The organism is Undibacterium umbellatum (assembly GCF_014284125.1).
Classification (GTDB): domain Bacteria; phylum Pseudomonadota; class Gammaproteobacteria; order Burkholderiales; family Burkholderiaceae_D; genus Undibacterium; species Undibacterium umbellatum.
The window spans coordinates 679,627-702,905 of record NZ_JACOFX010000002.1 but is presented as its reverse complement, the minus strand read 5'-3'; the positions used below and the strand labels follow the sequence as shown (position 1 = coordinate 702,905).

Genomic DNA, 23,279 nt, shown 5'->3' with positions numbered 1-23,279 from the left:
CCTGACCCGGCACTTCAGACCACATCATGTCGACCTTGAACGCTGATCCCGCAGAAATCCAGAAATTTAGTGAACTTGCCCATCGTTGGTGGGACCCCACTTCCGAATTCAAACCACTGCATGAAATCAACCCCCTGCGACTGGAATGGATCAACCAGCGCGCACCGCTAGCGGGCAAGCAAGTCATCGACGTTGGTTGCGGTGGCGGCATCCTGGCAGAATCCATGGCAAAAAAAGGCGCCATAGTCACCGGCATAGACCTTTCTGACAAGGCGCTCAAAGTGGCAGACCTGCATGGCCTGGAATCTGGTGTGAGTGTGCGCTATAAAAAAATCGCCGCTGAAGACATGGCAGAAGCTGAGGCTGGCCAATTCGACATCGTCACCTGCATGGAAATGCTGGAACACGTGCCTGACCCCGCATCCATCATCAAAGCCTGCGCCAAAATGGTCAAACCCGGTGGCCATTTATTCTTTTCGACCCTGAACCGCAATGCCAAGGCCTATTTGTTCGCAGTCATCGGTGCAGAATACCTGCTGCAAATGCTGCCCAAAGGTACGCATGACTATGCCAAGTTCATCACTCCCGCAGAATTGTCACAAGACATCCGCAATGCCGGTCTCGAATTACATGCGATGAAGGGCTTGAGTTACAACCCCCTCACCCAAATCTATTCACTGAATGCTGATACCAGCGTCAACTACATGGTTGCCTGTACGCGCCCGCTGTGAACTTAACAAATCGCCTTCATCAATCATGAAGGCGTGCTTTTAATTTTTTATTATGCAAACTCCACAAGCAATCCTGTTTGACCTGGACGGTACACTGGCCGACACAGCCCCCGACCTGGCCGCAGCCGTCAATGTCATGCGGGAAAACCGCCAACTGGCACCCGTCCATTACCAGAGCTTGCGTCCCCATGCATCGGCCGGTGCCCGCGGTTTACTGGGCGCTGGCTTTGGCATCACGCCAGAACACCCCGACTACGAAGCCATGCGCATTGAATTTTTAAATCAATATGAATCCGCCATCGCCGTCCATAGCAAACTGTTCAAGCAAGTGCCTGACCTGCTGCGCGGCCTCGATGTCATGGGCGTAGCCTGGGGTATAGTCACCAACAAAGCCATGCGCTTCACGCGCCCGCTGATGCCATTGCTGGATTTGCAGGAAGCACGCTGCGTCATCTCCGGTGACACCACTCCTCATGCCAAACCCCACCCTGCCCCCTTACTGGAAGCAGCGAGGCAGCTCGGCATACGTTCAGAAAACTGCTGGTACGTCGGTGACGACCTGCGCGACATACAAGCGGCAGAAGCCGCAGGCATGACCAGCGTCGCCGCCGCCTGGGGTTACTGCGGAGCCACCGAACCCAAGCACTGGAAAGCCGACGCCATCATCGACAGCCCGCTGGAACTACTGGAACTGGTACGCGCCAAACATTTACAGTCCGTGGGCTCTTGAATCTTCCGTACCAGCCTATATATGGGATATACTAGCAATGCTTAGGGGTCGACCAGGTTTCGACAGGGGTTGCAAAGCAGCGCAGGGCATACCGAGGCCAGACTACCTCGTAAATACAATCTGAACTATATAACTGCAAACGATAACTCGTACGCATTAGCCGCTTAATACCGGCTAACCTTACACCACTTCGTCCATAGGGTGGGCTGGCAACAGCAGTAAGGACATTCATATGGAATCGTCTTGAGCCGGGTTACTTGACTCTCGATTAAATAATAGGTAACTCGTCCTGCCGCAGCGTGTGCGTCCGCGTCGTCAGGATTAAATCAAATGGCAGCACTAAGTATGTAGAACTGTCTGTAGAGTGCTTCTGGACGCGGGTTCGATTCCCGCCGACTCCACCAATATTTTGTTTAAAATCAAAGAATTAGATATTTTCAATGTCATTAAAATTGAGTGTTTTGGGGCTGTTTTAGCACCGGAATGACAACATAATGACAGCATCAAAAGGCGACTTCGGTTGCCTTTTTTGTTGCCTAAATCAGACGTCATATACGGCCTTGATTTGCATAGATGTAGATATCTGGCCATGAATCATAGAATGGTTTTTTTGTTGCTCAAATTTTGGCAAAAAAGGCAGAAAAGTGCGCCCGTTCTAAAAAAGGTACCCCTCGGGAAAACCCTAACTGATTTACTAACCTTACCCTAATCAGGTTAGCTTTTAAATTCTAACTTCTCTAAAAAGAGACTTCCTTTAATATCAAGCACTTAGAAGAGTGTTAGGTTTTGGGTTAGTTGAGGTTAGGTTTTAACCCTAATATTGCAATTTCTTAAAAATCAAAGACTTAGCAGGGAAAAACACTCGTTTTTCAATAGGGTTAGTGATGTTAGGGTTTCCCCTAGCTCAAACCTAAAATCAACATTTCCCCGCCCTCCCCCACTTCGTTGAATTTGCCGAGAAATTTGCGTCAAATTGCGTCAGCTCTTGCGGGCAGGCGTGGTGGGGGGATGTCTGCGCGCCAGGGGTGGACAATAGAAGTTCTTGGCGATACAGTCCTGGTAAGATATATTTTCAATAATAGTTTTCCACCTCCCATATAAGACTGTGAGCAATAAGCATGGACGCCCCAAAACTTTTTATTTCATATAGTTGGTCTAGTGTTGATCATGAGCAGTGGGTATTGGAACTCGCCACACGCTTAAGAGAGTCAGGTGTTGATGTGATCTTGGACAAATGGCACCTGAAAGTAGGCCAGGACATGTTTACATTTATGGAGCAAATGGTCACTGATAAGACCATTTTGAAAGTTGCGATAATTTCGGACGCCGTTTATTCAGCCAAAGCTGATGATCGTTCTGGAGGTGTTGGAACAGAAACTCAGATTATTTCAAAAAATGTCTATGAAAATGAAAAACAAGAAAAATTTGTGGCGGTAATTGTTGAAAAGGATGCGGACGGAAAAGTATGTCTACCGACCTACTATAAATCGCGGGTGTACATAGACATGTGCGATTCAGAACGTTTTGAAGAAAGTTTTGAACAACTCCTGCGATGGATTTATGACAAACCGCTACACGTAGCGCCACCTCTTGGGCAGCGGCCCGCTTTTTTGAGCGATGCTCCAACATTGACACTTGGAACCACAGCAACGTTGAAACGATGTATCGACGCGATCAAGAACAATAAACCAACTGCCTCGGGTGCAGTTGATGAATATTTCACTTTATTTTTTGAGAATTTGGAACGATTTCGCATAGAAGGCAATGGAGCTAATGATTATGATGAAAAAATTGTCGATAGCATTCATGATTTACTTCCATTTCGCAACGAGGCTATAGAATTATTTACAGCGATAGCTAGTTACACCTCAACTTCCGATTTTGCTCAAAAAGTTCAACGCTTTCTTGAAAGACTCCTCACCTATACAAACGCCCCAAGAGACAGAAACACCTACTGGACCTGGGAGGCCGACAATTTTAAATTCATAGTTCATGAGCTATTTTTATATGCGCTTGCAGTTTTCTTGAAATTTGAAAAATTTGAATATGCCGAAGCCCTTCTAGGGCCAAAGTATTATGCTCAAGCAGACGAAAATGTTGGGCAATTTTCACTAGTAAATCATGAAATATTCTGGTGGCCATTAGGTACTATGGAACATAGAAAAAAGCGACTGGATCTTAAAAGATTAAGCATTCGGGCAGATCTACTACTAGAACGTTCAAAAAGTTCTGGGCTAGAATTTCGCTATTTGATGCAAGCAGACTTCGTCGCATTTCTTCGATCTGAAATGCAAACAACAAAATCAACTTGTAGCTGGTTTCCAGAAACATTAATATTTTCAAGTCGTGCCTACGGTGCATTTGAAATATTCGTGAGATCAACATCCAAAACATATTTTGCTAAAGTGAAGCCACTAATTGGGATGGCGGATTCAAGAACTTGAAGATTTAAAGACTTTGATAAAATCATATCAAGATAGAGGACGATACCGTCCTAGCTCGGGATTAAGCGACATCAGTACAAGTAAATTGGTCGGTTTAGAATTGCTTGAAAGTCGGCCGTGAATAAAACCATAAGGTAATTGACTATTTCATCTTCTTCAACTCCTCCAGCAATTGCTTCTGCTGCTCGCCCAGCTCGTCTATGCGAAGTTGCTGTGTTTTGGGTTGATTTTTTTCAGGCGCATTTTGTGTCGGTCCGCTGCCACTCTGGGCAACAATCATGTGTCTATCAATAGACGCTGAGTTCAGCATATTGATTAAATCAACGTAAGCTTGAATGGGGGCGTCTTTGTCGGCGTTGATGAGAGCGTAACTAGCTGCATGCGTATTTTTGGCTTGGACTAAGGCATCATTCAGGTTCGCGATCTTGTCGTGCTTGTAGGCTACAATCGATCCCTTGGATTTTCCATCTTTGTCATTCAGTTGCAGGGCATAGTCGCCACCCGCAGAAATCTGGACAGTGAGATATGCAACATTCTTGGGTAAGCCATCTAACGGCACATGCACAGTACATTGACTCGTTTCTGTCGCCAGTATAAATTTCCTGGTAGTTTGCAAAGCCACTGTGGACATGACACTAACAAGGTATTGGAATTTGGTAGCGCGCTCCGCTTTGATGGTGATCGCAACATCACTTGCACCATTTTTCACTTCCAGCAATTCTTTATTCAATGCAGCCACATGCGTAGCGCCAACCAATACACCTGTTTTTTTTGGGCTCTTATCCCGATCTGAGCCTATTGTATAAGCTCCTTTTGCAGTCAGTGATATGGTCATTGAGCTTGTTTTGACAGGAGTGTTTGCAGCAACCGCCGCCGCTTGATTTTTGTTGGCGGCGCTTTGCATCTGAGCATGGGTAACCGCTGAAAATCCAATCGTCAAACCGACCAAGATGAAGTTAAATTTCATACTCATTCCTAATGCAAAAAGACTTTACGAAGTCAAAGAAATTCAAGCATTGATCATGATTGAATCAATATAACCCGCACGGTACCACCAACGCATCAGCCCTAATTTAAGAATGGAGCAGGAGCGCATTTCCTATACTCTGGTCATCCACAAGCTGGCTGAATTGATTGACGCTACGGCATCCCCTTGCGCTCCTGCTCAGCTGCCATCGCCGCGGGTATGAAACGCGATCACATGGTCGATTTCCAGCCGTATCCCTATCTGCTCACCCAGCGCATGGTTATGGTGACTGGGCACCAGGGACAGTACGCGGCTGCCACTGCTTAATTCCAGTGTGTACAAAAATTCTGCTCCCCGGAATGCCTTGGACACAACGGTTGCATGTACGGGGCTGAGGTCATCGTGAATGATGTCGTCGGGCCTGACGAGCACATCTACCATGCAACCCAGGCAGCAGTCTTCTGGCATTCTGGCGGGTACGATACCCAATTCGATTTCTATTTTATCTGGTGCAAGTACGGTGCCGGAGATGAAGACCCCTTCACCAATGAAGTCGGCGACGAAACGATTGTCCGGTTGATGATATAAATTGTAAGGCGTATCCCATTGCTGCATCTGGCCCTGATGCAAGACGCCGATTTCATCCGCAATGGCAAATGCTTCATTCTGGTCATGCGTAACCAGTATCGCTGTGGTGTTTTGCTGTTTCAGTATGGCTCTGACTTCCAGGCCCAGGCGTTCACGCAATTCTGTATCAAGATTGGAAAATGGCTCATCCAGCAATAGCAAGTCTGGCTTGGGCGCCAGTGCACGGGCCAGGGCAACACGTTGCTGCTGGCCGCCAGACAGCGCATGCGGATAAGCATGGCGGACTTCATTCAGACCTACGATGTCAAGCAACTCTGCCACGCGCAAGCCACGCTCTGCCTTGCCCATGGCATGCAGGCCAAATGCGATATTGCTCTGCACATCAAGATGCGGGAACAAGGCATAATCCTGGAACACCATGCCAATATGGCGCTGATGCGCAGGCAAGGAAAATTGTGCGGTACTGACCAGCTGGCCATTCACATGTATGCTGCCCTGGCCTATGGTTTCAAAACCTGCGATACATCGCAAGACTGTTGTCTTGCCACATCCTGATGGCCCCAGCAAGCATGCTATCTGCCCTTTCTCCAGAGAGAATCCCAGTCCTGAGAAGGTGTTCCTGTCTTGATAGGCATGGGCAATTCCACTCAATGTCAGTACCGGATTGGCGCGCTTTTCTGGTGTAGCTGATGCACTCATATTTTTGCTTTAGTGTTCTGATTGGCGAGTCAACAGGATCACCGGTATCAAACCAGCCAGCACCAGAGCCATGGCGGGCAAGGCGGCGCGATCCCATTGTCCTTCTGAGGTCATTTCAAAGATGCGTACAGATAAGGTATCCCAGCCAAATGGCCTGGTCATCAAGGTAATCGGCATCTCTTTCATGACATCGACAAATACCAGCAAGCCTGCACTGACGATACCTCCACGCAGCAAGGGGAAATACACTTGCCGGAATAGTGCTGGGCCGGTGACACCCATGCTGCGCGCTGCGTCTTCCTGGTTGCGGGTAATGCGCTGCATTGCGCTGTCTATGGCGTTAAAGCCAGGTGCCAGAAAGCGTGCGGCATACGCCAGCAACATCACGACCAGCGTCCCACGCAGGATGCTGCTGTCCTTGATATCCAGCCAGGGCTTGAGGAATGCCAGCATCTGATTATCCAGCCAGGCCACCGGAATAAAAATGCCGACCGCCAGCACGGTGCCGGGGATGGCATAACCCAGGGTAGACAGGCGCGCAAAGAACAAAGTCGGCCAGTCTTTGTACAGACGCAATGCATAAGCCAGTACCAGTGCTGCAGCCACGACCAAAACAGCCGCCATGCCGGACAATAAAATCGAATGCCAGACAAATGCAGGGTAACGGGCATCGAAATCAGTTGCAAATACCTGCACACTCCACACCAATAACTGCGCCACTGGTATCACAAATGCGACTGCCAGCACGGCACTGGCATAACAACAAGCCAGCCAGCGCGAACGTCGGCCCAGATGAATTTTGGATTGATTGGATTTGCCAATAACGTTATAGCGCTTATCACCGCGCAAAAAATGCTCGCCCAGCGCCAGCATCAATACCAGTAGCACCAGAATCGAAGCTAGCTGAGAAGCTGCCGACAGGGAAAACAAACCAAACCAGGCTTTGTAGATTGCGGTGGTGAAGGCATCATAATTGAAGACTGACACTGTGCCAAAATCTGCCATTGCTTCCATCAGGGCCAACAAGATGCCACCCGCTATCCAGGGGCGCGCCATGGGTAAAGCGATTTTGTAGAAGCCTTGCCAACGCGACAGGCCCAGCGACTGGCCGACTTCGAGCGAACGTTTGCCCTGCGTCAAAAAAGCATTACGCGCCAGTAAATAGACATAGGGGAACAGTGCCATGGACATCACCAGTATGACGCCACCAGTAGATCGTATGCGTGGGAACCAGGCACTGCTGCCAAACCAGTCGCGCAACAAGGTCTGCAACGGCCCGGTAAAGTCCAGCAAACCTATGCTGACGAAGGCTGTCACATAGGCCGGGATGGCCAGTGGCAATACCAGTGCCCAGGAGAAGAACCGTCGCCCTGGAAACTCGCACACGGCCGTCAGCCATGCCAAGCTGACGCCCAGCAAACCTGTACCCGCCGCTACGCCCAGTAGCAGCCAGAGTGTGTTCAAGAACAAATCTGGCAAAACATACTGAGCCAGATGCTTCCAAATTTCTGGCTGCGGCGTCAAAAACGAAGCCAACACCACGACCAGGGGTATCAAGGTAAGCATAGAAACCAGACCGGCGGCCAAACGCCACCCTGTCAACCACCTTTTTGCAGCCAAGCAGTATTGGTATATAGGTATCAAAATATACTTAAAAACGACAATTCAAAAAATGGAAAAAGCGAGCACTGGATTGCTCGCTTTTTTGTAAGCCTGCCCTCTTTCAAGAGCAAGCATCGACTATCAATGAACAGCTTTACTTATAACCCGCCCGGTCCATCAGCTTGACTGCATTTGCTTGCAATTCGCCCGCCTTGGTGACATTGATCAAGTTTTGCTTGAATGTTCCCCAGGCCAGCAGTTTTGCATGCGGCTTGATCGCTGGATTGGCAGGGTACTCCATGTCCAGATCGGTAAATAGATTTTGTGCTTTATCCGAAGACAGCCATTCTATCAATTTCTGTGCGCCTGCCGGATTTTTTGCGTGACGGGTGATGCCCGCACCCGACACATTGACGTGAACGCCCTTGGTCTTTTGGTTAGCCCAATACACAGCAATCGGCAATTTGGGATTTTTGTCCATCAAACGGCCATAATAGTACGTGTTGGCAATACCAACATCACATTGACCTGCGCCCACGGCTTCGAGCATCTTGGTATCGTCCGGGAAAACATCTGTTGCCAGATTGCCTACCCATCCCTTGATAATTTGTTCTGTCTTGGGCTCACCATGTTCTTCTATCATCATTGCGGTCAGGGACTGGTTGTACACCTTCTTGGAAGTGCGCAGGCACAGGCGCCCCTTCCATTTTGCATCGGCCAGATCTTCATAGCTTGAGAGGTCTTCTGGTTTGACTTTTTGTGTGTTGTAGAAAATCGTACGGGCACGCACCGACAAACCTACCCACATATTTTTAGGATCACGCAAGTGCGCCGGGATGTTGGCATTGAGTATCGGGGAATTAACTGCTTGCAACAAACCCTGATTGGCTGCCTGCCACAAATTACCTGCATCAACAGTAATGAATACGTCGGCAGAAGTATTTGCACCTTCAGCTTTGAGCCGCTCCATCAGCGGCCCTTCCTTGTCGGTGACGAACTTGACATTGACACCTGTTTGCTTGGTGTAAGCGTCAAACAGGGGTTTGATCAATTGTTCGTTGCGGGCCGAGTAGACAACCACTTCTTCAGACCAGGCAGCTGTGGAGCAGGACAACAAAGCAAGGGATGCAGCAATCACCGATTTCAGATTTTTCACTTGTGGCACCTAATAGCGATAAGAAGACCAAAATTTAACACAAATGAGTATCATTATCAATTCCAACAAGCTCGCACTTGAGTTGATCTGGACAGCATGTATAGTGATCTGCTTTCTCCTATCCGCGGATATTCGTCACATTTTGATTCATCCATTGCCTGATAAAACGTAAAAACATCCATCGTTTGATCCCGGACAAGTTTGCGCCATGCTTCATATAGAAAGCATCAGGCGTCTCGAATACGCCAAAGTCAGCGTTGATGCCATCTTTTTGTATATAGGTGTCACTTCCCTTCCAGTCAATTTGCGGGTTGTGTAAATCTGGCGTTGCTGCACCATAGCCACAAAACGCTCCCTGCTGACTTGAAAATCTTTGCTGTAATTGGCACAGGTATTTTTTATCGAGGATAAAACCTTCCAGATTAAGCCAGCGCCCGCCAAACCAGACCTCAACCCAGCTATGGATAATGCTGCGAGGTGCGAGGACATAAGCGAGGCCAGTGATAGCACCCTTTTGCAAAGCCTTGTCTATGGTGAAACCGTGGAAACGGCAAGGTACGTCCAGCGCACGCAACAATGCCATCAATAAAGTACCCTTGGTATTGCACTGCCCTATACCGTCCGCCAGCACTTGAGAGGCAGGCAGATCATCTGACGTGTTATAGCCAAAGGCTACTTCATCGCGCACATAATTATAAGCCGCACCTATGCGTTCAAATTCATCCAGATTACGCCACCCACGCCCGGCAATCAATGCTTGTATGGATGGGTGCTGGTAGTCCAGCAAAGCACTGGGATGCAACAACACATTGGCGCTCTCCAAACCGCCAGCTTGTGCGCCTTTAATCGTACCTTCTATTGTCATATCAGTCATGATTGCCTGCCTTTCAGCGTTAAGGATGAATACAGCATCCATTTAAAACCCCGTAGTTACTACAGAGTCAAGCAGTATTCAAGCAAAGCAATGATGGCAACAATGCGCCTGACTACTTGCTGGCAATTCTTGGCATATGCCGGTCAGCAGAAACAAACTGGGCTGCTTGAAAAAATTGTTGCTAAATACGCACATCCGCCTCAACGACAACTGCGCCTCACAAAAAAGACTTAGAATATAGGCATGATAAAAATACAATCATAAACCTCCTCCATTTCACCCGATTTCTCAGGTCTTTCCACTCAGGGAGCAGTCATGAAAATTCCAAAAATAAAGCTCAAAATATGGCATGGCTTCTTGTTGCTGGCTTTGCTGTTCATCATTCCACCTTTGATCATTACCTTGTCGCAGAGATGGGAAGTGTCTGACAGTGATCCTGATCGCGGTGCGATGACTGTCAAGCAGGATGTGTTTGGTGACAATGCAGGCAAGATTGTTTATCTGGACCAGAACTGGAAACCCGAGCAAAGCTTGTGGTTCTACACCACGACGCAGGGTTCCAACTTGCTGCCTTATGATTTCTTCCTGGTGCTGGAACAGGACGACAAGCCAGAGTTGTTCCGCAGTGATGAGAACATCAACCGCTATCGCTATCTGCCGCAGAAAAAAACCTCCAGCAACCCAGATGCCTTACCCGTGGGCTTTGTCAAAGACAATTATCTGAGCAAGGATTACATGGGTTTTACCTGTGCTGCTTGCCATACTGCGCAAGTCAATTTCAAGGGTACGGGCATGCGTATTGATGGTGGGCCGGCCAGTGCGGACATGGCGGGCTTCCTGAAAGGCCTGACCCAGGCGATGGTGGCTGTCCGGGACAAGCCGGATGTACAAAAACGTTTTGTCCAGGCTGTTTTGAGGTTGGGTGCATATAGCAGTGAAGCGGATGTGATTGCCGATATTAAGACTTACACCCTGCGCCTGACCAGCTATAACATCATCAATCACAGCCCTGTCGATTATGGCTATGCCAGGCTGGATGCCTTTGGCCGTATATATAACCGCACGCTGGAACATTTGCTGAATCGCCAGCAGATAGAAGAAGTGCTGGGCAAGGTGCTGACTGAAGAAGAAGTGCGGACGGCGCTGGCGGGTATAGGGCCAGAAATCAGTTCTGCCGACCGCGACAAGATCGTAGAAAGAGTGGCGACTTCGGCCAAGAACATCGTCAAACTCAGGCAGGAATTATTCATCAAGGCAGATGCACCTGTCAGTTACCCATTCTTGTGGGATATCGCGCAGCATGACTATGTGCAGTGGAATGGTCTGGGTGGCAATGGTGGACTGGGGCCGCTGGGGCGCAATACGGGCGAAGTGATAGGTGTGTTTGGCTCTCTGGACTGGCATGAAGGCAAGCGCTTCTCTATTACTTCATTGATTTCTGGCCAGGGCTGGACCAAGAAGGTGGTTGAATATGACAGCTCCATCAATACCCAGAACTTGCGCCGCATAGAAAACCAGTTGACTGAATTGCAGTCACCTAAATGGCCGCAAGAGATTTTGGGCAAGCTGGACCAGACCCGCATCAAGCGTGGTGAAAAACTGTTTGCCAATTATTGCGTCAGTTGCCATGCAGAGATAGACCGCAGTTCGCCACAACGGCGCGTGGTGGCACATATGTCCAAGCTAGAAGAAGTGGGCACCGATCCCACCATGGCCGACAACAGTATCAAATATGAAGGTTATTCAGGCATCTTGCGCAATCAATATGTGGGTGCGGGTGTGGGTGATGTCTTGCTGGATAAAAAAGCCCCCATCGCTGCCCTGCTGACAAAGGCAACGATGGGCGTAGTGACCACACCAGATGCTGACAAGGGCTTTATACGCCGCTGGTCTGAGTGGTTGCACAATATTATCCAAGCTTTGTTTGGCAATGAGATCAAGGATTCAAACAAGCATGGAAATTACATCCCGGATACCACGATGAACCCCTACTCGTCCCTACAGGCATACAAGGGGCGTTCACTGAATGGCATCTGGGCAACCGGGCCTTACTTGCATAATGGCTCTGTACCTACCCTGTATGATTTGCTGCTGCCAGCGACCTGCCCTGCCGATCAAAAGGATGCAGAATGCCGCCCTGAAAAATTCCTGGTCGGTTCACGTGAATTTGATGCAGAAAAAGTCGGCATGAAGAGCGTTGCTTACGAAGGTTTTACCTTCGACACCAGGTTAAATGGCAATCACAATTCTGGCCATGACTATGGCAACAAGCCGCCGACAAAACCCGGAGATTTGCCAGTGCTAACGAAAGAGCAAAGGCTGGACTTGCTGGAGTATTTGAAAGCTCAGTGAGCGTTCTTGCAAGGGCCGGTGGTTGATCCCGCGATCAACACCGGCTGCCACAATACCTGCAAGTCTGCTGCAGGTGTGCCATTCATCAGCGCCAGCAACATTTCACTCATCTTGGTGCCTGCCGCCCGGGGGTCAGGCTGGTCTATGGTGGTGACCTGGTCACCGACCAGGGTGTCTTCCATGTTACCCCAGACGATGACGGAGATATCCTTGCCTATGGCAATGCCAGCGTCCATAAGGGCGCGCATGGCACCGACGCCAGAGAGATGGTTATCGACGATGATGGCGCTGGGTCTGGGTGTGCAGTTCAATAGCTGCAGCACGGCCAGGTAACCGCTACGCCTGTCGAGGGCATCCTGTATCAGGTAGCGGGTGTCAATGTCGAGGCCTGCGCCGCTCATGGCTTCAACAAAGCTGGTGCGTCTTTGCCGGGCAAAGTTCAATTCCAGAGGGGCGCTGATGAGGCTGATGCGCTGGTGGCCAAGTTCCAGCAGATGTTGTACAGCCAGCCGTATGCCATTTGCATTGTCATAGTCAAACCAGGCATAGGGTTTATCAGTCTGGGTGCGGCCATGGGCAATGAAGGGGAAGCCCTGCCTGGACAAATAAGCAATGCGCGGGTCTTGCACCATGGTGCGGCTGACGATGAGGCCATCGACGCGGCGGCCCTTGACCATTTGCTCGTACGAAGGCAATTCGTTACCGGGCGAGACGGGCGCGATCATGAGGTTCATCTTGCGCGCTTCCAGTGCCTCGGCCATACCACCCACAACGCCAAGAAACATGGGGTCGCCAAGGTCAGATGGCAGCAAGGGGTAGATCAAGCCAAATACATTGGTGCGGCCCACGGCCAGGCTGCGCGCCATGGGATTGGCTTCATAGCCATGCTGTTCTGCCGCTGCCAAAATTTTTTTGCGCGTCTGCTCACCGACCTCCGGGTAGCCGTTCAAGGCACGGCTGACCGTGGTCTTGGACATGCCCAGGCTGGCGGCAAGCTCTTTTAAAGTAATCGACATAGGACAATTGGCAAAGATGGACAGAAGCTGGGATTATATACTTGCGCAGGCTTGCCAAGTTCATCCATGACCATATCAGTCCAGTCGCTCAATTGCACGCTTGAAGAAAAACAGGGTCAACAAGATCACACTCAAAGGCAGCAGTGACAGGTAAAACGCCGTTTGCCCATTCATCGCACCAAACACATAACCAGTGATCATGGAACCACTGGTGCCACCCAGCGCAGAAAACAGGACCAGCAAACCCGTCATGGCGGCGTGCTGGTTGGTCGGCAAGGAACTCAGCATGACAGAATTAATACCAGGATAAATCGGTGCCATAAACAAACCTATCAAGGGGAAGATGAAGGCCGCCAGCGGCGCATTGCTCCAGCGCAGATCAGGGTTGGCGACGATGTTATGGGTTAATGGCAAGGTCAGCAAGACCAGCGCGGCCATGCTGATGAGGCAGATATTCAATACCAGGTACCAGTTGAGCTTGCGCATGACAGCACCTGCCCCCAGTCTGCCTATGGCCAGGCAGGCAGCAAAAATGCTGGTGGCTTGTACGCTCATGTCCACCGGCATTTTGAGTATCTCATTATTGAAAGTGGGCAGCCAGGTGCCTATGCCCTGCTCCAGCAATACGTATAAAAAAGCCGAGATGATGTAAACGCAGACGAGGGGACGCGCCATCAGTTTAAGCATATCGGCAAAATCGGTAAGCAGGCTGCTTTGACTGACAGTCAGCTTTGCTTCGAATTCGGTAAAGCTGGTGGTCGCAACCAGCAGGAAAGTCACAGCACACAAGCCCGCCAGCAACCAGTAAACGTGCAGCCAGACTGGCGAGGCGGGATCATTGGCATCGATGAAATAGCCAAATATCCAGTAACCACTGAGCACGCCGACCATGAAAAAGCCTTCCAGCGTATTCATCAGGCTGGCATGTTGTTTGCGGTCAGCACTGATCAGGCCTATGGTCGCATAGACCGATACCTTGATAAGAGCAAAAGCGACACCCACGCTAAGGAACAGGAGCTTGGTCATCAAGAAGCCGGGCAACAAGGGCATGGTTGCCGTGCTGACAGTGACGATGGCCATACCGATCAGCATCGCATATTTATAGCCCAGGCGCGGCAGGAAAGATGCTACACAAAACGAAACTATGCTGATGGGGATATCTTTGAAAGCCTCCAGCACACTGGCAGTAGATTTGCTGACACCATAAGTCTGGATGACTTGCAGTATTACCGTGCCCACGCTGTTGAGCAGAATCGCGAATACAAAATACAGCAGGAATAGCGCAAAGATGATGCGCCGCCTGCTGGCTGGCTGCGGGTGTTGCTGGGTCATATCGTCTCCTGCCTTTTTATTTTTTCCGGACTTACGCAAAACCGCCCCAGCTGCGTTGCAGCTCCTCGCCGTACTAAAGTACTGTCTTCGTCGCTACGCCTTGCTGGGACGATTTTGCATAAGTCCTGTTTTGTATTGTATTTTTTATTTGATGCTTACTTTTTTTTTACTGCTTTTACTACTTTTACTGCTCTTACTTCAGATAATCCTGCAAACTGAATTGATGCAAACCTGCGATGACGACATCGGCTTCCGTCAATACTGCCGGGCTACCTATGCCTAGCGCAAACATGTTCGCAGATTTGATGGCACGTATGCCTGCTATAGAATCTTCTACGCCAAAGCATACATCTGCAGTCAAGCCCAGCCCCGCTGCTGCGGTCAGGAAAATTTCAGGGTCTGGTTTGCTATTCTTTATTTTTGCGGCATCAACAACGACATCAAACTGATCTGCGATACCCAGTCTTTCTATCACTGCCTGGGCATTTTTACTGACCGATGCCAAAGCTGTTTTCAAACCGGCTGCACGTATTAGTTGCAAGGATGGTGCCGCGCCGGGCAATAAGTCGGCAGGACTGAGTTGGGCGATCAGACTTTGATAATGCAGGTTTTTTTCATCTGCCAGTGTCAGTTTATCTGCTTCGCTAAAGTCCTTGCCGGATGCTGCCAGGATCAGGTTCAGTGAGCCCATTCTATCAACACCTTTCAATTGCTCATTGAAAGCTTCGTCAAAAATCGCACCGACACTCTCAGCGAGTCTTTTCCAGGCCAGGTAGTGATAATGTGCAGTGTCTGTCAGCACGCCATCCAGATCAAAAATGACACCGCGATATTCGTATTTATGCATGAGCCAGCTCCGGTTGATGCAAAGGCACGCGGCATGTGGCTTGTTGCTCAGTCACTTGCAGGCGTTGCCCTCTATGCTGGAAGTGCAATGCGGTTCCACGCAGGAGCTTATATTCGATGTGGGATTGACTCACAGTGATCTCCAATAGCTGTCCCTGAAAATGCACGCGGAACTGGTAGTCTTGCCATTGCCTGGGTAAGACCGGAGCGAAACTCAGTTGCCCCTTGCTGACGCGCATGCCAGCAAAACCGTAGGCAATGCCCAGCCAGGTGCCGCCCATGGCGGCTGTGTGCACACCATAGTGGGTATTGCCATGGGTATTGTCCAGATCCAGCCTGGCGGTTTGCATGAAATAGTCGTAGGCCTTGTCCTGATAACCGACTTCAGCCGCGATAATGCTGAAGATGCAGGTGGACAGGGATGAATCATGGGTCGTGACTTTTTCGTAAAAATCAAAGTCACGACGCTTGTCATCAAGGCTGAACTGGTCACTGAGCAAGAGCAAGGCCAGCACGACATCTGCCTGTTTGCAAACCTGGTGGCGATAGATGACCAGCGGATGGTAATTCAGCAGCAGGGGATAATTTTCTTTGGGGGTATTGGCAAAGTCCCAGACCTTTTTATTGAGGAAGCTATCATCCTGCTCATGGATGCCGCGCTCTTTGTTATAGGGCAAAGCCATGTTATCTGCTGCGCGCTGCCATGCATTTGCTTCATCCGCTTGCAGATGGATTTTTGCAGCAATTTCAACAAATTTTCCCAGATGTCCCGCCTGCAATTGCTTGACGATACCGGCAGCAAAACGCAAATGCATTTGCGCCATCGCATTGGTGTAATAGTTGTTGTTGACTTGCGCCGTGTATTCGTCAGGGCCGGTCACTTCATTGATGCAGAACGATTCTGCATCTTGCCCTGGCAGGCGAGTGTAATGACCCAGTCCCATCCACAGGCGTGCAGTTTCCAGTACGATTTCTGCCCCTTGCGTCAGCAAGAAATCCGTATCTGCCGTTGCTTCCATATACAGTTTGATGGAATAGGCTATGTCAGCATTGATATGGTATTGGGCCGTGCCTGCAGGGAAGTAGGCTGAGCATTCTTCACCATCGATGGTGCGCCATGGGTAGAGTGCGCCACTGGTATGTGACAGTTGCCGGGCACGCTCCCTGGCTTGCGGCAGGTATTGATAGCGGTATTCAAGCAGCTTTCTGGCGATCTCTGGCTTGTTGTAGAGGAAAAAGGGGAAGATATAAATTTCTGTATCCCAGAAATAATGACCCTCGTAGCCTTCACCTGTCAAACCCTTGGCAGCGATATTGGTCTTGCCATCACGCCCTACAGATTGCAGCAGATGGAACATATTGAAACGCATGCCCTGCTGCAAGGCAGCGTCGCCGCTGATATGCACATCAGCCTGCGCCCAGAAGTCATCGAGATAAGCTTGCTGGCTCGCTGCCAGTTGTGCAAAACCTTGTTCACACACCTTGCCCAATGTTTGTTGACTGAGCGAGAGCAAAGACGCTACCGGATAATCGCGGGATGAAAAATAGCTGCAAAATTTATCCAGCTTTATTGCCTGTCCTTGTACTGCCTGGATGGTGAATTGCTGTTCCAGTTTGTCATCAAACTGCTGCAAGCTGCTGGTGTAGGCACTCTCTGCTTGCAAATGATTTTGCATGGCAGTTGCCAGGCTCAGACCGCTATTGTGGGTGCGGTGCAAGAAGGCAGAAAAATCATCTTCCTGGGTCACTTCGAGTTTGTGCAGAACCGGGCCGCTGATGGCGGAACCTACACGCGGGTCATCACCAGCCGTAATATTTTTTACTGCTGCATCAATGGAAGAAAGCAGTTTGATCTCGCCAGAAAAATTCAGAGGCGTGACTTCATACGACATCGCATATACATGCTTGTTGTCAAAACTGACCAGGCGCTGGCTATGCAGGCGTATGCTGCGCCCCTGCGCAGATGTCCATTGCAGGGTACGGGTCAGCAGGCCTGTACGGAAGTCCAGTTGACGCTGGTAGCTGTCTACACTGCCTTGTTGCAAATCGAAAGTCTCATCTTCCAGCATCAATGTCAGGCATTTGGCATTGGGCACATTCAGCATGAATTGATTGGTGCGGGCCAGGCCATAGGCGTTTTCTGGATACTGTATGGCTTCCGACTCATAGAAACCATTGAGGTAACTGCCGTCCAGTGAATCTGCCGCTGTTCTTTGATTGCCCTCTTCTGCAGTGCCGCGCAAACCTATGTAGCCATTTCCCAGGGCGAACAGGGTTTCGCTGAGCAGGTGATGCCCGTCATCGATGTGATTTTCTGTAATCCCCCAGCCTTCCAGTGGAAATTGATGTTGCAAGGCATCGCTTGTTTGCACGGTCTCGTCCTTCATTTTTATTCTTTATCTCTTGGATATTGCGATTAGCTTTTATCGGCTTGAAACTGCCACAGTCTTTCAAACCGGTTTGAATTCTAAATTAATTCTATTTAAACCGGTTTTAAAAGTCAACAAACTAAATTTTTATTTTTGAGGAAGGTCAACTAGGGCTTAAGAAAAGCTTTGGAGATTGCTACCGGGAGGAAATGGATTCAGGTACATCCAGCGATCAGTTTGACGCTTCAAAATAGAGCTTTTAAAGCAAACGACCCTCTGCTGCGGTCGGCAAACCCAGGCTTGCCGCCGGTAATTGCCCCTGGTCTTTTCAGGTTACTTATTAAATAACTCGCAAATGATAACGATTCTCATTTATAATAATTTTACTTTAGCAATTTCACACCCTCTCAAGCGCCAGCCCCAGCTACACACGTATGCCAGCATCCCTACGTGGGCAAGTGAAAAAACCATGTGCCATACCCGCGGGGAAATCATGTCCATCGTCATTTCTTATTCTTATTTATGTCGACCAATCGTCGCTGCTGTCTTGAAAAACGTTCTCATGAAGCAGTACTACGACTGCCCTGGCTAGTCGTCGCCCCATAAGTAATTTTCATTTCACATCGTGCAGCAAGCTGTGATTGCCTCGGCAATCGCAAGGGATCTGCTCACCCTCATTTTTTGGAAAAACAATATGGACAGCAACAAGCAAATTCAAGCGAGCAGCAATAATCCATTTTATGCAGCGGCAGCCGAACGTACTCTACGTCAGTTCATCGATGCGTTCTGGTTTGAAGGTGCTTTAGATGGGCATCTGGAAAGACAGACTGATGGCAAAAATAATCTGTATTTGCGGGGGATCAATGAGCAGGGCAAGGCGATTGAATACCGGATAGCCGCACATGCTGCAAGCAGCTTTGGCCGCAGCCGATTACATGGCCCAGTGTACGAAGCCAGCAGTGATATGGCTACCAATGATATTGCCGTTGTCTCAGGTGATTTGCTAAGGCCACATGCAGCGCAGAATGGCCCGCGCTTCATCAATGAATTAATTCATACGGCAGCAAAGCAAGCTTGTTCTTTGCAGGCCCAGGCCATGGCAGCACAGGGCCGCGCTGCACTTGATCTGCCTTATGCATGGCAAGAAGCGCAATTGGGTGATGGACATCTCTACCATCCTTGCTATCGTTCTCGTATAGGTTTTAACCTGGCTGACCATCAGCGTTATGGACCGGAATTTGCTCAGGCTTTTGGTCTGGTCTGGCTGGCACTCGATATGCAACTGGCTGATATCCATGGATTGCCCGGTGTTGACTACACACAGTTTTTGCAGGCGGAAATTGGCGCAGCAGAAGTGCTGCGTTTGCAGCAGGCCATCACGCTCTCAGGCAGGGAGGAAGACAATTATTATCTGCTGCCCGCCCATCCCTGGCAATGGGAAGAGAACCTGCAAATCCAGTACGCCGACTGGCTGGCAGATGGCCGCCTGCTCTACCTTGGCGCGGGAGAAACGGTCTGGCTCGCACAGCAATCAATACGTTCACTGACATCTCTGGCTAGCCATGACAGCCACAACCTCAAGCTGCCACTCGCCATCGCCAACAGTTCGGCGGACCGCATCCTGTCTGATCACCATGTTCACAATGCACCACTGATTTCGCAATGGCTTGACAAGCTGTGCAGCGAAGATATCTTTTTGCAGCAGCACTGCAGGCTGGCGGTTCTGGCAGAACCCATGGGCATCACCCTGGCAGCTGCTGCATCACGCCAAGACAGATATGGTTTGCTGGGCGCGATCTGGCGGCAGTCACCCACATCCGTACTCAGGCAAGGCGAACAGATATTTCCCTGCACTGCCTTGACCACAATCGATGATCAGCAACAACTGAATATATTCCCCTGGTTACAACAACATGGCACCGAAGTCTGGGTCAAGGCTCTATTGCGAGCCATGTTGCCACCGTTTATCCATCTGATGCTGGCGCATGGTGTCTTGCTGGAAGCACATGCACAAAATACCCTGCTCATCGTCAGGGATGGCTTGCCAGCAGGTGTTGCTATTCGTGATTTGCCCGGAGGCCTGCATTACATCGCCGGGCAAACCACCAACGAAGCACACTTGCAGCAGTTACGCCAGGCTCCGGCACACCGCAATGCCGCCAATGCCAGCAACGGTTTTGCCATGGGCACTACGGACGAAGCCAGGGATTATCTGCTTGAAGTGCTCTTGTTTATCCACCTGTCTGAACTGGCTCACAGACTGGCGCTGCATCATGGTTTTGATGAAAGCCGCTTCTGGCATCTGGCTGCGCAAATCGTGCTGTGCTACCAGGAGCAAGTGCCGCAGTTGTCTGCAAGCTTTCAGCAATTCAATTTGTTTGTACCCGAACTGCAAATGGAAAAACTGGCCAGCAGGCGTCTTTCTGCGGCCAACGCGCAAGCTTTTCATACTGTCCCGAACCCCCTGCATCAATTCACGCCGTCTCAGGGTGCGTGATGCGGCAAACCATTTTCATTACAGTACTAGGGCATTTTGGTGCAGCCTTTGCTGCGCTGTGCATGCCGCCATTTTATGCACATATACTGCAGCAGAACTTCTCCAGCCAGACCCTGGTTATGGCTGGCTGGTACTTTACCCTGCCAACCCTGGCGGCGGCGATCTCCAATCCCTTGTGGGGCAAGCTAGCTGACCGCATAGGCATACGCGCTTCACTGATACGCGCTCACTGGGGCCTCTGCCTGAGCTTCATTGTCACGGGCATGGCACGCACTCCTTGGGAATTTGCGTTTGGCCTGACTTTGCAAGGTTTGCTGGGCGGCACCTTTGCGGCATCGAACGCTTTTCTGGCCTCTTTCCTGCCTGGCAAGCGCCTCGCTACATTGCTGAGTGTCATGCAAGGCTCGGCCCGTACCGCGCTGTTCGCAGGGCCTGCCATCATAGGTCTGTTCAGCGACGGACAAAATCTGCTGCATATCTTTTTTTATCTGGCAGTGTTCCCGGGTCTGGCAGGGTTGATACTCTATCTGTTGCCAGCAAAAACCAGTACTCCTGCCGCGCATACAATAGCAGACAACACTGGCACAGCACCTGCCGGGGCTGGCGCACTGAGTGCCAGCAGTCTGTACCGCTACCAGGCGCTATTCACCATAGGTACGGTACTGACCTATCCGTATTTTGTCATTGACCTGGCGCAACGCCTGAATATGTCTGCGGCCTGGGCCGGTGCCCTGTTTGGCTTGCCGCATGCACTGTTTCTGGTGCTGGCCTGGCCTATCGGCCGCCATGTCAATTTTTCTAATGCGCAGACTGCACTGGCGCGTTTCTCCGCGCTGACCTGCGCTGGATTGTTATTGCAGGTGCTGGCCAATAATCTGCCCCTGCTGGCCACGGGCCGGATACTCATGGGCGTAGGGATGACCGGCGCTTATCTGGCCATCAATGCCCTGGCAGCATCCACAACCAGAAAAGCCAGTGCCGGCCAGCATTTTGGCAAACTGGAAGGCGCCAATAAATGGGGCGCTGTCATGGCAGGAATTCTCGCAAGCGGTCTGGCTACTTCAATGAGTTATACCGCTCCCATCTGGTTGGCTTGTGCGCTGTTGGCCGGCCTCTCCATTTTTATAGAAAGTAAACGCCTATGAACGCTAGCTTACCGCGGTTCGCCTGGAACCATGCGCCTGACACCCTGCCCTTACTCCATCTGCCGTCTTTGCCACATGCTTTGCCACATGCGAGGCAGGCAGCCAACAATGCTGCCCCTGTCGAAGCCAGCGATTACGCCCAGTTGCAACATGCCCGCGTGCTGCTGAATTGTTATGCGCGTGAGGTCGCCATGCAGGAACATAAGCTGGCCGTCCGTTCCATCGCCCACACCAGGCTGGCACCTGCAGCACTGCGCCAGTATCAGGGCCAGGTGCTGGACATACAGTTACCCCGCATGCAAAGCCGTTTTTGCGTGGGGGTACAACATGTCTCAGTCACCGGCAATTATGATTACATCACCGACATCTATCTGCAAGACCATCAGCAGAGCTGGTCCGTAGCCAGTTGGCGCGAGATTGCCCAGATCATCGTCGCTGACCTCTCGCTGCGCGAAGGCACTGCGTTTAATGCCGACCTGCTACAACAAATCGAGGAAAGTATCGCTACCATGCAGCATTTGCTGGAGGCGCAGCAGGGCAAATTACGTTCTCTCCACACAGACTCAGCTTTACAGCAATACATACGCAGTGAACAGCATTTGCTGACGGGCCACCCTTTTCACCCTACACCCAAGAGCCGTTCAGGCTGGACAAGAACAGAAGAAAAAAACTATTCGCCAGAACATGGCGCAAGGCTGCAATTACACTATTTCCAGATCCCGCGCAGCTGGATCATTAGCGATAGTCTCGATGAGCAAGACTTGTCCAGCCGCTTGCAACAACTGACCGGCCACGGCCTGCAAGCTGATAGCAAACACATCATCGTTCCCCTGCACCCCTGGCAAGCTGACTGGCTCATGCAGCAGCCCCGCATTCAAGCTGCCATGGCCACCGGCGATTTACGCGACCTGGGTTGTAGTGGCAAGCAGTTTTATCCCACGGCATCCATACGCACCATGCTGGCAGAAGATGGCAGTGCTTTTTTAAAACTGTCGCTGAACCTGCGCATCACCAATTGCATACGCAATAATGCGCGACACGAACTGGCTGCCGCATTGACCGCCAGCCGTCTGTACCGTCCCATGAAAGCAGACATGCTGGCGCTGTTCCCGCATTTTCATGCACTGGAAGAACAGGCTTACCTGAGTGTAGCCTTCCCGGAAGACCAGCAACAGAGTGACCGGCAACATAAGGAAATCGAAGACGGCTTTGGACTGGTCTTGCGTGAAGGTCTGGCAAGCCATCTGGCGCAAGGCATCACACCCATGATATGCGCCGCCCTGTTTGGCAACGGCCAGGCGGGTCGTCTGCAGGTCGCTGCATTGATAGAACGGTTTTCTCACAGACATAGTCTGTCCCTGCGCCAGGGCATGCGCCTGTGGTTCAGCCGTTATGCCGAGCTGGCAATTTATCCTGTGTTTTACCTGTTGTTTGAAAAAGGCATCGCCTTTGAACCACATATGCAAAACAGCATCGTCGGGCTTGCAGAAGATGGCACTCCAGTGCGTTTTATCGTCCGTGATCTGGAGCTGACCAGGCTGACACCCAAGGCCCACAAACTGATCAAGGCCATGCAGCTTGATGAGCATACCCGTAAAGAAATCTGTTGCAGCGACGAAGCTGGTTGGACACGCATAGGCTATTGCCTGCTGGTCAATAGTATCTGTGAAGTCATCGCCACGCTGGCGAATGGCAATCATGAACTCTATCTCGAATTATGGGCTTGCCTGCGCAATATACTGCAAAGTTATCTCGCCAATTTCCCCAACCCGGAAGCAGCACGCCGCATACAGGGCTTGCTGTCCGGCGAGCCCTTGCCCGTCAAGGGTAATTTGCTGATCCGTTTTTTAAAGCAGGCTGACCGCAAGGCTGCCTATCTGCCGCTATATCACCCACTGGGCGTAGTCAATGAAGCTTAGCGATTCGTGGCG

General features: G+C 50.5%; 16 protein-coding genes and 1 other RNA gene. 8 read left to right on the top strand and 9 right to left on the bottom strand.

The window, feature by feature from the left end:
* Positions 1-26: 26 nt before the first annotated feature.
* From ubiG to H8L47_RS07450, 4 genes are all read left to right on the top strand, one after another.
* Positions 27-731: a bifunctional 2-polyprenyl-6-hydroxyphenol methylase/3-demethylubiquinol 3-O-methyltransferase UbiG gene (gene ubiG / locus H8L47_RS07465; protein WP_186952909.1), complete on the top strand. Its 705-nt coding sequence runs from the start codon at positions 27-29 to the stop codon at positions 729-731.
* A 52-nt stretch (positions 732-783) separates the two neighbouring features.
* Positions 784-1,461, top strand: a complete 678-nt coding sequence (locus tag H8L47_RS07460; RefSeq protein ID WP_186952907.1) for an HAD family hydrolase — start codon at positions 784-786, stop codon at positions 1,459-1,461.
* A 44-nt stretch (positions 1,462-1,505) separates the two neighbouring features.
* Positions 1,506-1,865, top strand: a transfer-messenger RNA (tmRNA) gene (ssrA, locus tag H8L47_RS07455).
* Between the two features lie 714 nt (positions 1,866-2,579).
* Complete coding sequence (locus H8L47_RS07450; protein ID WP_186952905.1) at positions 2,580-3,905, top strand: toll/interleukin-1 receptor domain-containing protein; 1,326 nt, start codon at positions 2,580-2,582, stop codon at positions 3,903-3,905.
* Between the two features lie 142 nt (positions 3,906-4,047).
* Here the strand turns inward: H8L47_RS07450 and H8L47_RS07445 are convergent, their stop codons facing one another.
* From H8L47_RS07445 to H8L47_RS07425, 5 genes are all read right to left on the bottom strand, one after another.
* A complete protein-coding gene (locus H8L47_RS07445; protein ID WP_186952903.1) occupies positions 4,048-4,872 on the bottom strand; it encodes an ExbD/TolR family protein in 825 nt (274 codons plus the stop codon).
* A 198-nt stretch (positions 4,873-5,070) separates the two neighbouring features.
* Positions 5,071-6,159, bottom strand: a complete 1,089-nt coding sequence (locus H8L47_RS07440) for an ABC transporter ATP-binding protein (protein ID WP_186952902.1) — start codon at positions 6,157-6,159, stop codon at positions 5,071-5,073.
* A gap of 9 nt (positions 6,160-6,168) precedes the next feature.
* A complete protein-coding gene (locus H8L47_RS07435) occupies positions 6,169-7,725 on the bottom strand; it encodes an ABC transporter permease (RefSeq protein ID WP_186952900.1) in 1,557 nt (518 codons plus the stop codon).
* Between the two features lie 190 nt (positions 7,726-7,915).
* Positions 7,916-8,917 (bottom strand): extracellular solute-binding protein, encoded by a 1,002-nt coding sequence (locus H8L47_RS07430; RefSeq protein ID WP_186952899.1) that lies wholly within the window; start codon positions 8,915-8,917, stop codon positions 7,916-7,918.
* A gap of 118 nt (positions 8,918-9,035) precedes the next feature.
* Positions 9,036-9,791, bottom strand: a complete 756-nt coding sequence (locus H8L47_RS07425) for a transglutaminase-like domain-containing protein (protein WP_230413634.1) — start codon at positions 9,789-9,791, stop codon at positions 9,036-9,038.
* 315 nt (positions 9,792-10,106) lie between these two features.
* Here H8L47_RS07425 and H8L47_RS30045 point away from each other — a divergent pair, with 315 nt between their 5' ends.
* Entirely contained in the window at positions 10,107-12,143 is a 2,037-nt protein-coding gene (locus H8L47_RS30045) for a di-heme-cytochrome C peroxidase (protein ID WP_186952897.1), read from the top strand.
* Here H8L47_RS30045 and H8L47_RS07415 read toward each other — a convergent pair.
* The 4 genes from H8L47_RS07415 to H8L47_RS07400 form a co-directional block, all read right to left on the bottom strand.
* Positions 12,137-13,177: a substrate-binding domain-containing protein gene (locus H8L47_RS07415; RefSeq protein ID WP_329605438.1), complete on the bottom strand. Its 1,041-nt coding sequence runs from the start codon at positions 13,175-13,177 to the stop codon at positions 12,137-12,139. The genes H8L47_RS30045 and H8L47_RS07415 overlap by 7 nt on opposite strands.
* Positions 13,178-13,234: 57 nt before the next feature.
* Positions 13,235-14,491: an MFS transporter gene (locus tag H8L47_RS07410; protein ID WP_186952894.1), complete on the bottom strand. Its 1,257-nt coding sequence runs from the start codon at positions 14,489-14,491 to the stop codon at positions 13,235-13,237.
* Between the two features lie 193 nt (positions 14,492-14,684).
* Positions 14,685-15,338: a beta-phosphoglucomutase gene (gene pgmB / locus H8L47_RS07405; RefSeq protein ID WP_186952892.1), complete on the bottom strand. Its 654-nt coding sequence runs from the start codon at positions 15,336-15,338 to the stop codon at positions 14,685-14,687.
* The gene (locus tag H8L47_RS07400; protein ID WP_186952890.1) at positions 15,331-17,724 is read right to left on the bottom strand and encodes a glycoside hydrolase family 65 protein; all 2,394 of its coding nucleotides are present in this window, start codon (positions 17,722-17,724) and stop codon (positions 15,331-15,333) included. The genes pgmB and H8L47_RS07400 overlap by 8 nt, the downstream gene beginning before the upstream one ends.
* 676 nt (positions 17,725-18,400) lie before the next feature.
* Between H8L47_RS07400 and H8L47_RS07395 the strand changes: the two genes are divergently transcribed.
* Genes H8L47_RS07395 through H8L47_RS07385 form a run of 3 tightly spaced genes read left to right on the top strand, consistent with a single transcriptional unit; the run spans position 18,401 to position 23,267 of the window.
* Positions 18,401-20,203 carry an IucA/IucC family protein gene (locus H8L47_RS07395; RefSeq protein WP_186952888.1) on the top strand — a complete coding sequence of 601 codons (1,803 nt, stop codon included), beginning with the start codon at positions 18,401-18,403 and terminating at the stop codon, positions 20,201-20,203.
* Complete coding sequence (locus tag H8L47_RS07390; protein WP_186952869.1) at positions 20,203-21,348, top strand: MFS transporter; 1,146 nt, start codon at positions 20,203-20,205, stop codon at positions 21,346-21,348. The genes H8L47_RS07395 and H8L47_RS07390 overlap by 1 nt, the downstream gene beginning before the upstream one ends.
* Positions 21,345-23,267 carry an IucA/IucC family protein gene (locus H8L47_RS07385; RefSeq protein ID WP_186952866.1) on the top strand — a complete coding sequence of 641 codons (1,923 nt, stop codon included), beginning with the start codon at positions 21,345-21,347 and terminating at the stop codon, positions 23,265-23,267. Before H8L47_RS07390 ends, H8L47_RS07385 begins: the two co-directional genes overlap by 4 nt.
* The last annotated feature ends 12 nt before the right edge of the window (positions 23,268-23,279 follow it).

Coding starts and splice junctions, on each gene's coding strand:
- ubiG (WP_186952909.1), top strand. CDS start 27: ATGTCGACCTTGAACGCTGATCCCGCAGAAATCCAGAAATTTAGTGAA.
- H8L47_RS07410 (WP_186952894.1), bottom strand. CDS start 14,491: ATGACCCAGCAACACCCGCAGCCAGCCAGCAGGCGGCGCATCATCTTT.
- pgmB (WP_186952892.1), bottom strand. CDS start 15,338: ATGCATAAATACGAATATCGCGGTGTCATTTTTGATCTGGATGGCGTG.
- H8L47_RS07435 (WP_186952900.1), bottom strand. CDS start 7,725: ATGCTTACCTTGATACCCCTGGTCGTGGTGTTGGCTTCGTTTTTGACG.
- H8L47_RS07385 (WP_186952866.1), top strand. CDS start 21,345: ATGAACGCTAGCTTACCGCGGTTCGCCTGGAACCATGCGCCTGACACC.
- H8L47_RS07460 (WP_186952907.1), top strand. CDS start 784: ATGCAAACTCCACAAGCAATCCTGTTTGACCTGGACGGTACACTGGCC.
- H8L47_RS07390 (WP_186952869.1), top strand. CDS start 20,203: ATGCGGCAAACCATTTTCATTACAGTACTAGGGCATTTTGGTGCAGCC.
- H8L47_RS30045 (WP_186952897.1), top strand. CDS start 10,107: ATGAAAATTCCAAAAATAAAGCTCAAAATATGGCATGGCTTCTTGTTG.
- H8L47_RS07425 (WP_230413634.1), bottom strand. CDS start 9,791: ATGACTGATATGACAATAGAAGGTACGATTAAAGGCGCACAAGCTGGC.
- H8L47_RS07445 (WP_186952903.1), bottom strand. CDS start 4,872: ATGAAATTTAACTTCATCTTGGTCGGTTTGACGATTGGATTTTCAGCG.
- H8L47_RS07440 (WP_186952902.1), bottom strand. CDS start 6,159: ATGAGTGCATCAGCTACACCAGAAAAGCGCGCCAATCCGGTACTGACA.
- H8L47_RS07395 (WP_186952888.1), top strand. CDS start 18,401: ATGGACAGCAACAAGCAAATTCAAGCGAGCAGCAATAATCCATTTTAT.
- H8L47_RS07450 (WP_186952905.1), top strand. CDS start 2,580: ATGGACGCCCCAAAACTTTTTATTTCATATAGTTGGTCTAGTGTTGAT.
- H8L47_RS07400 (WP_186952890.1), bottom strand. CDS start 17,724: ATGAAGGACGAGACCGTGCAAACAAGCGATGCCTTGCAACATCAATTT.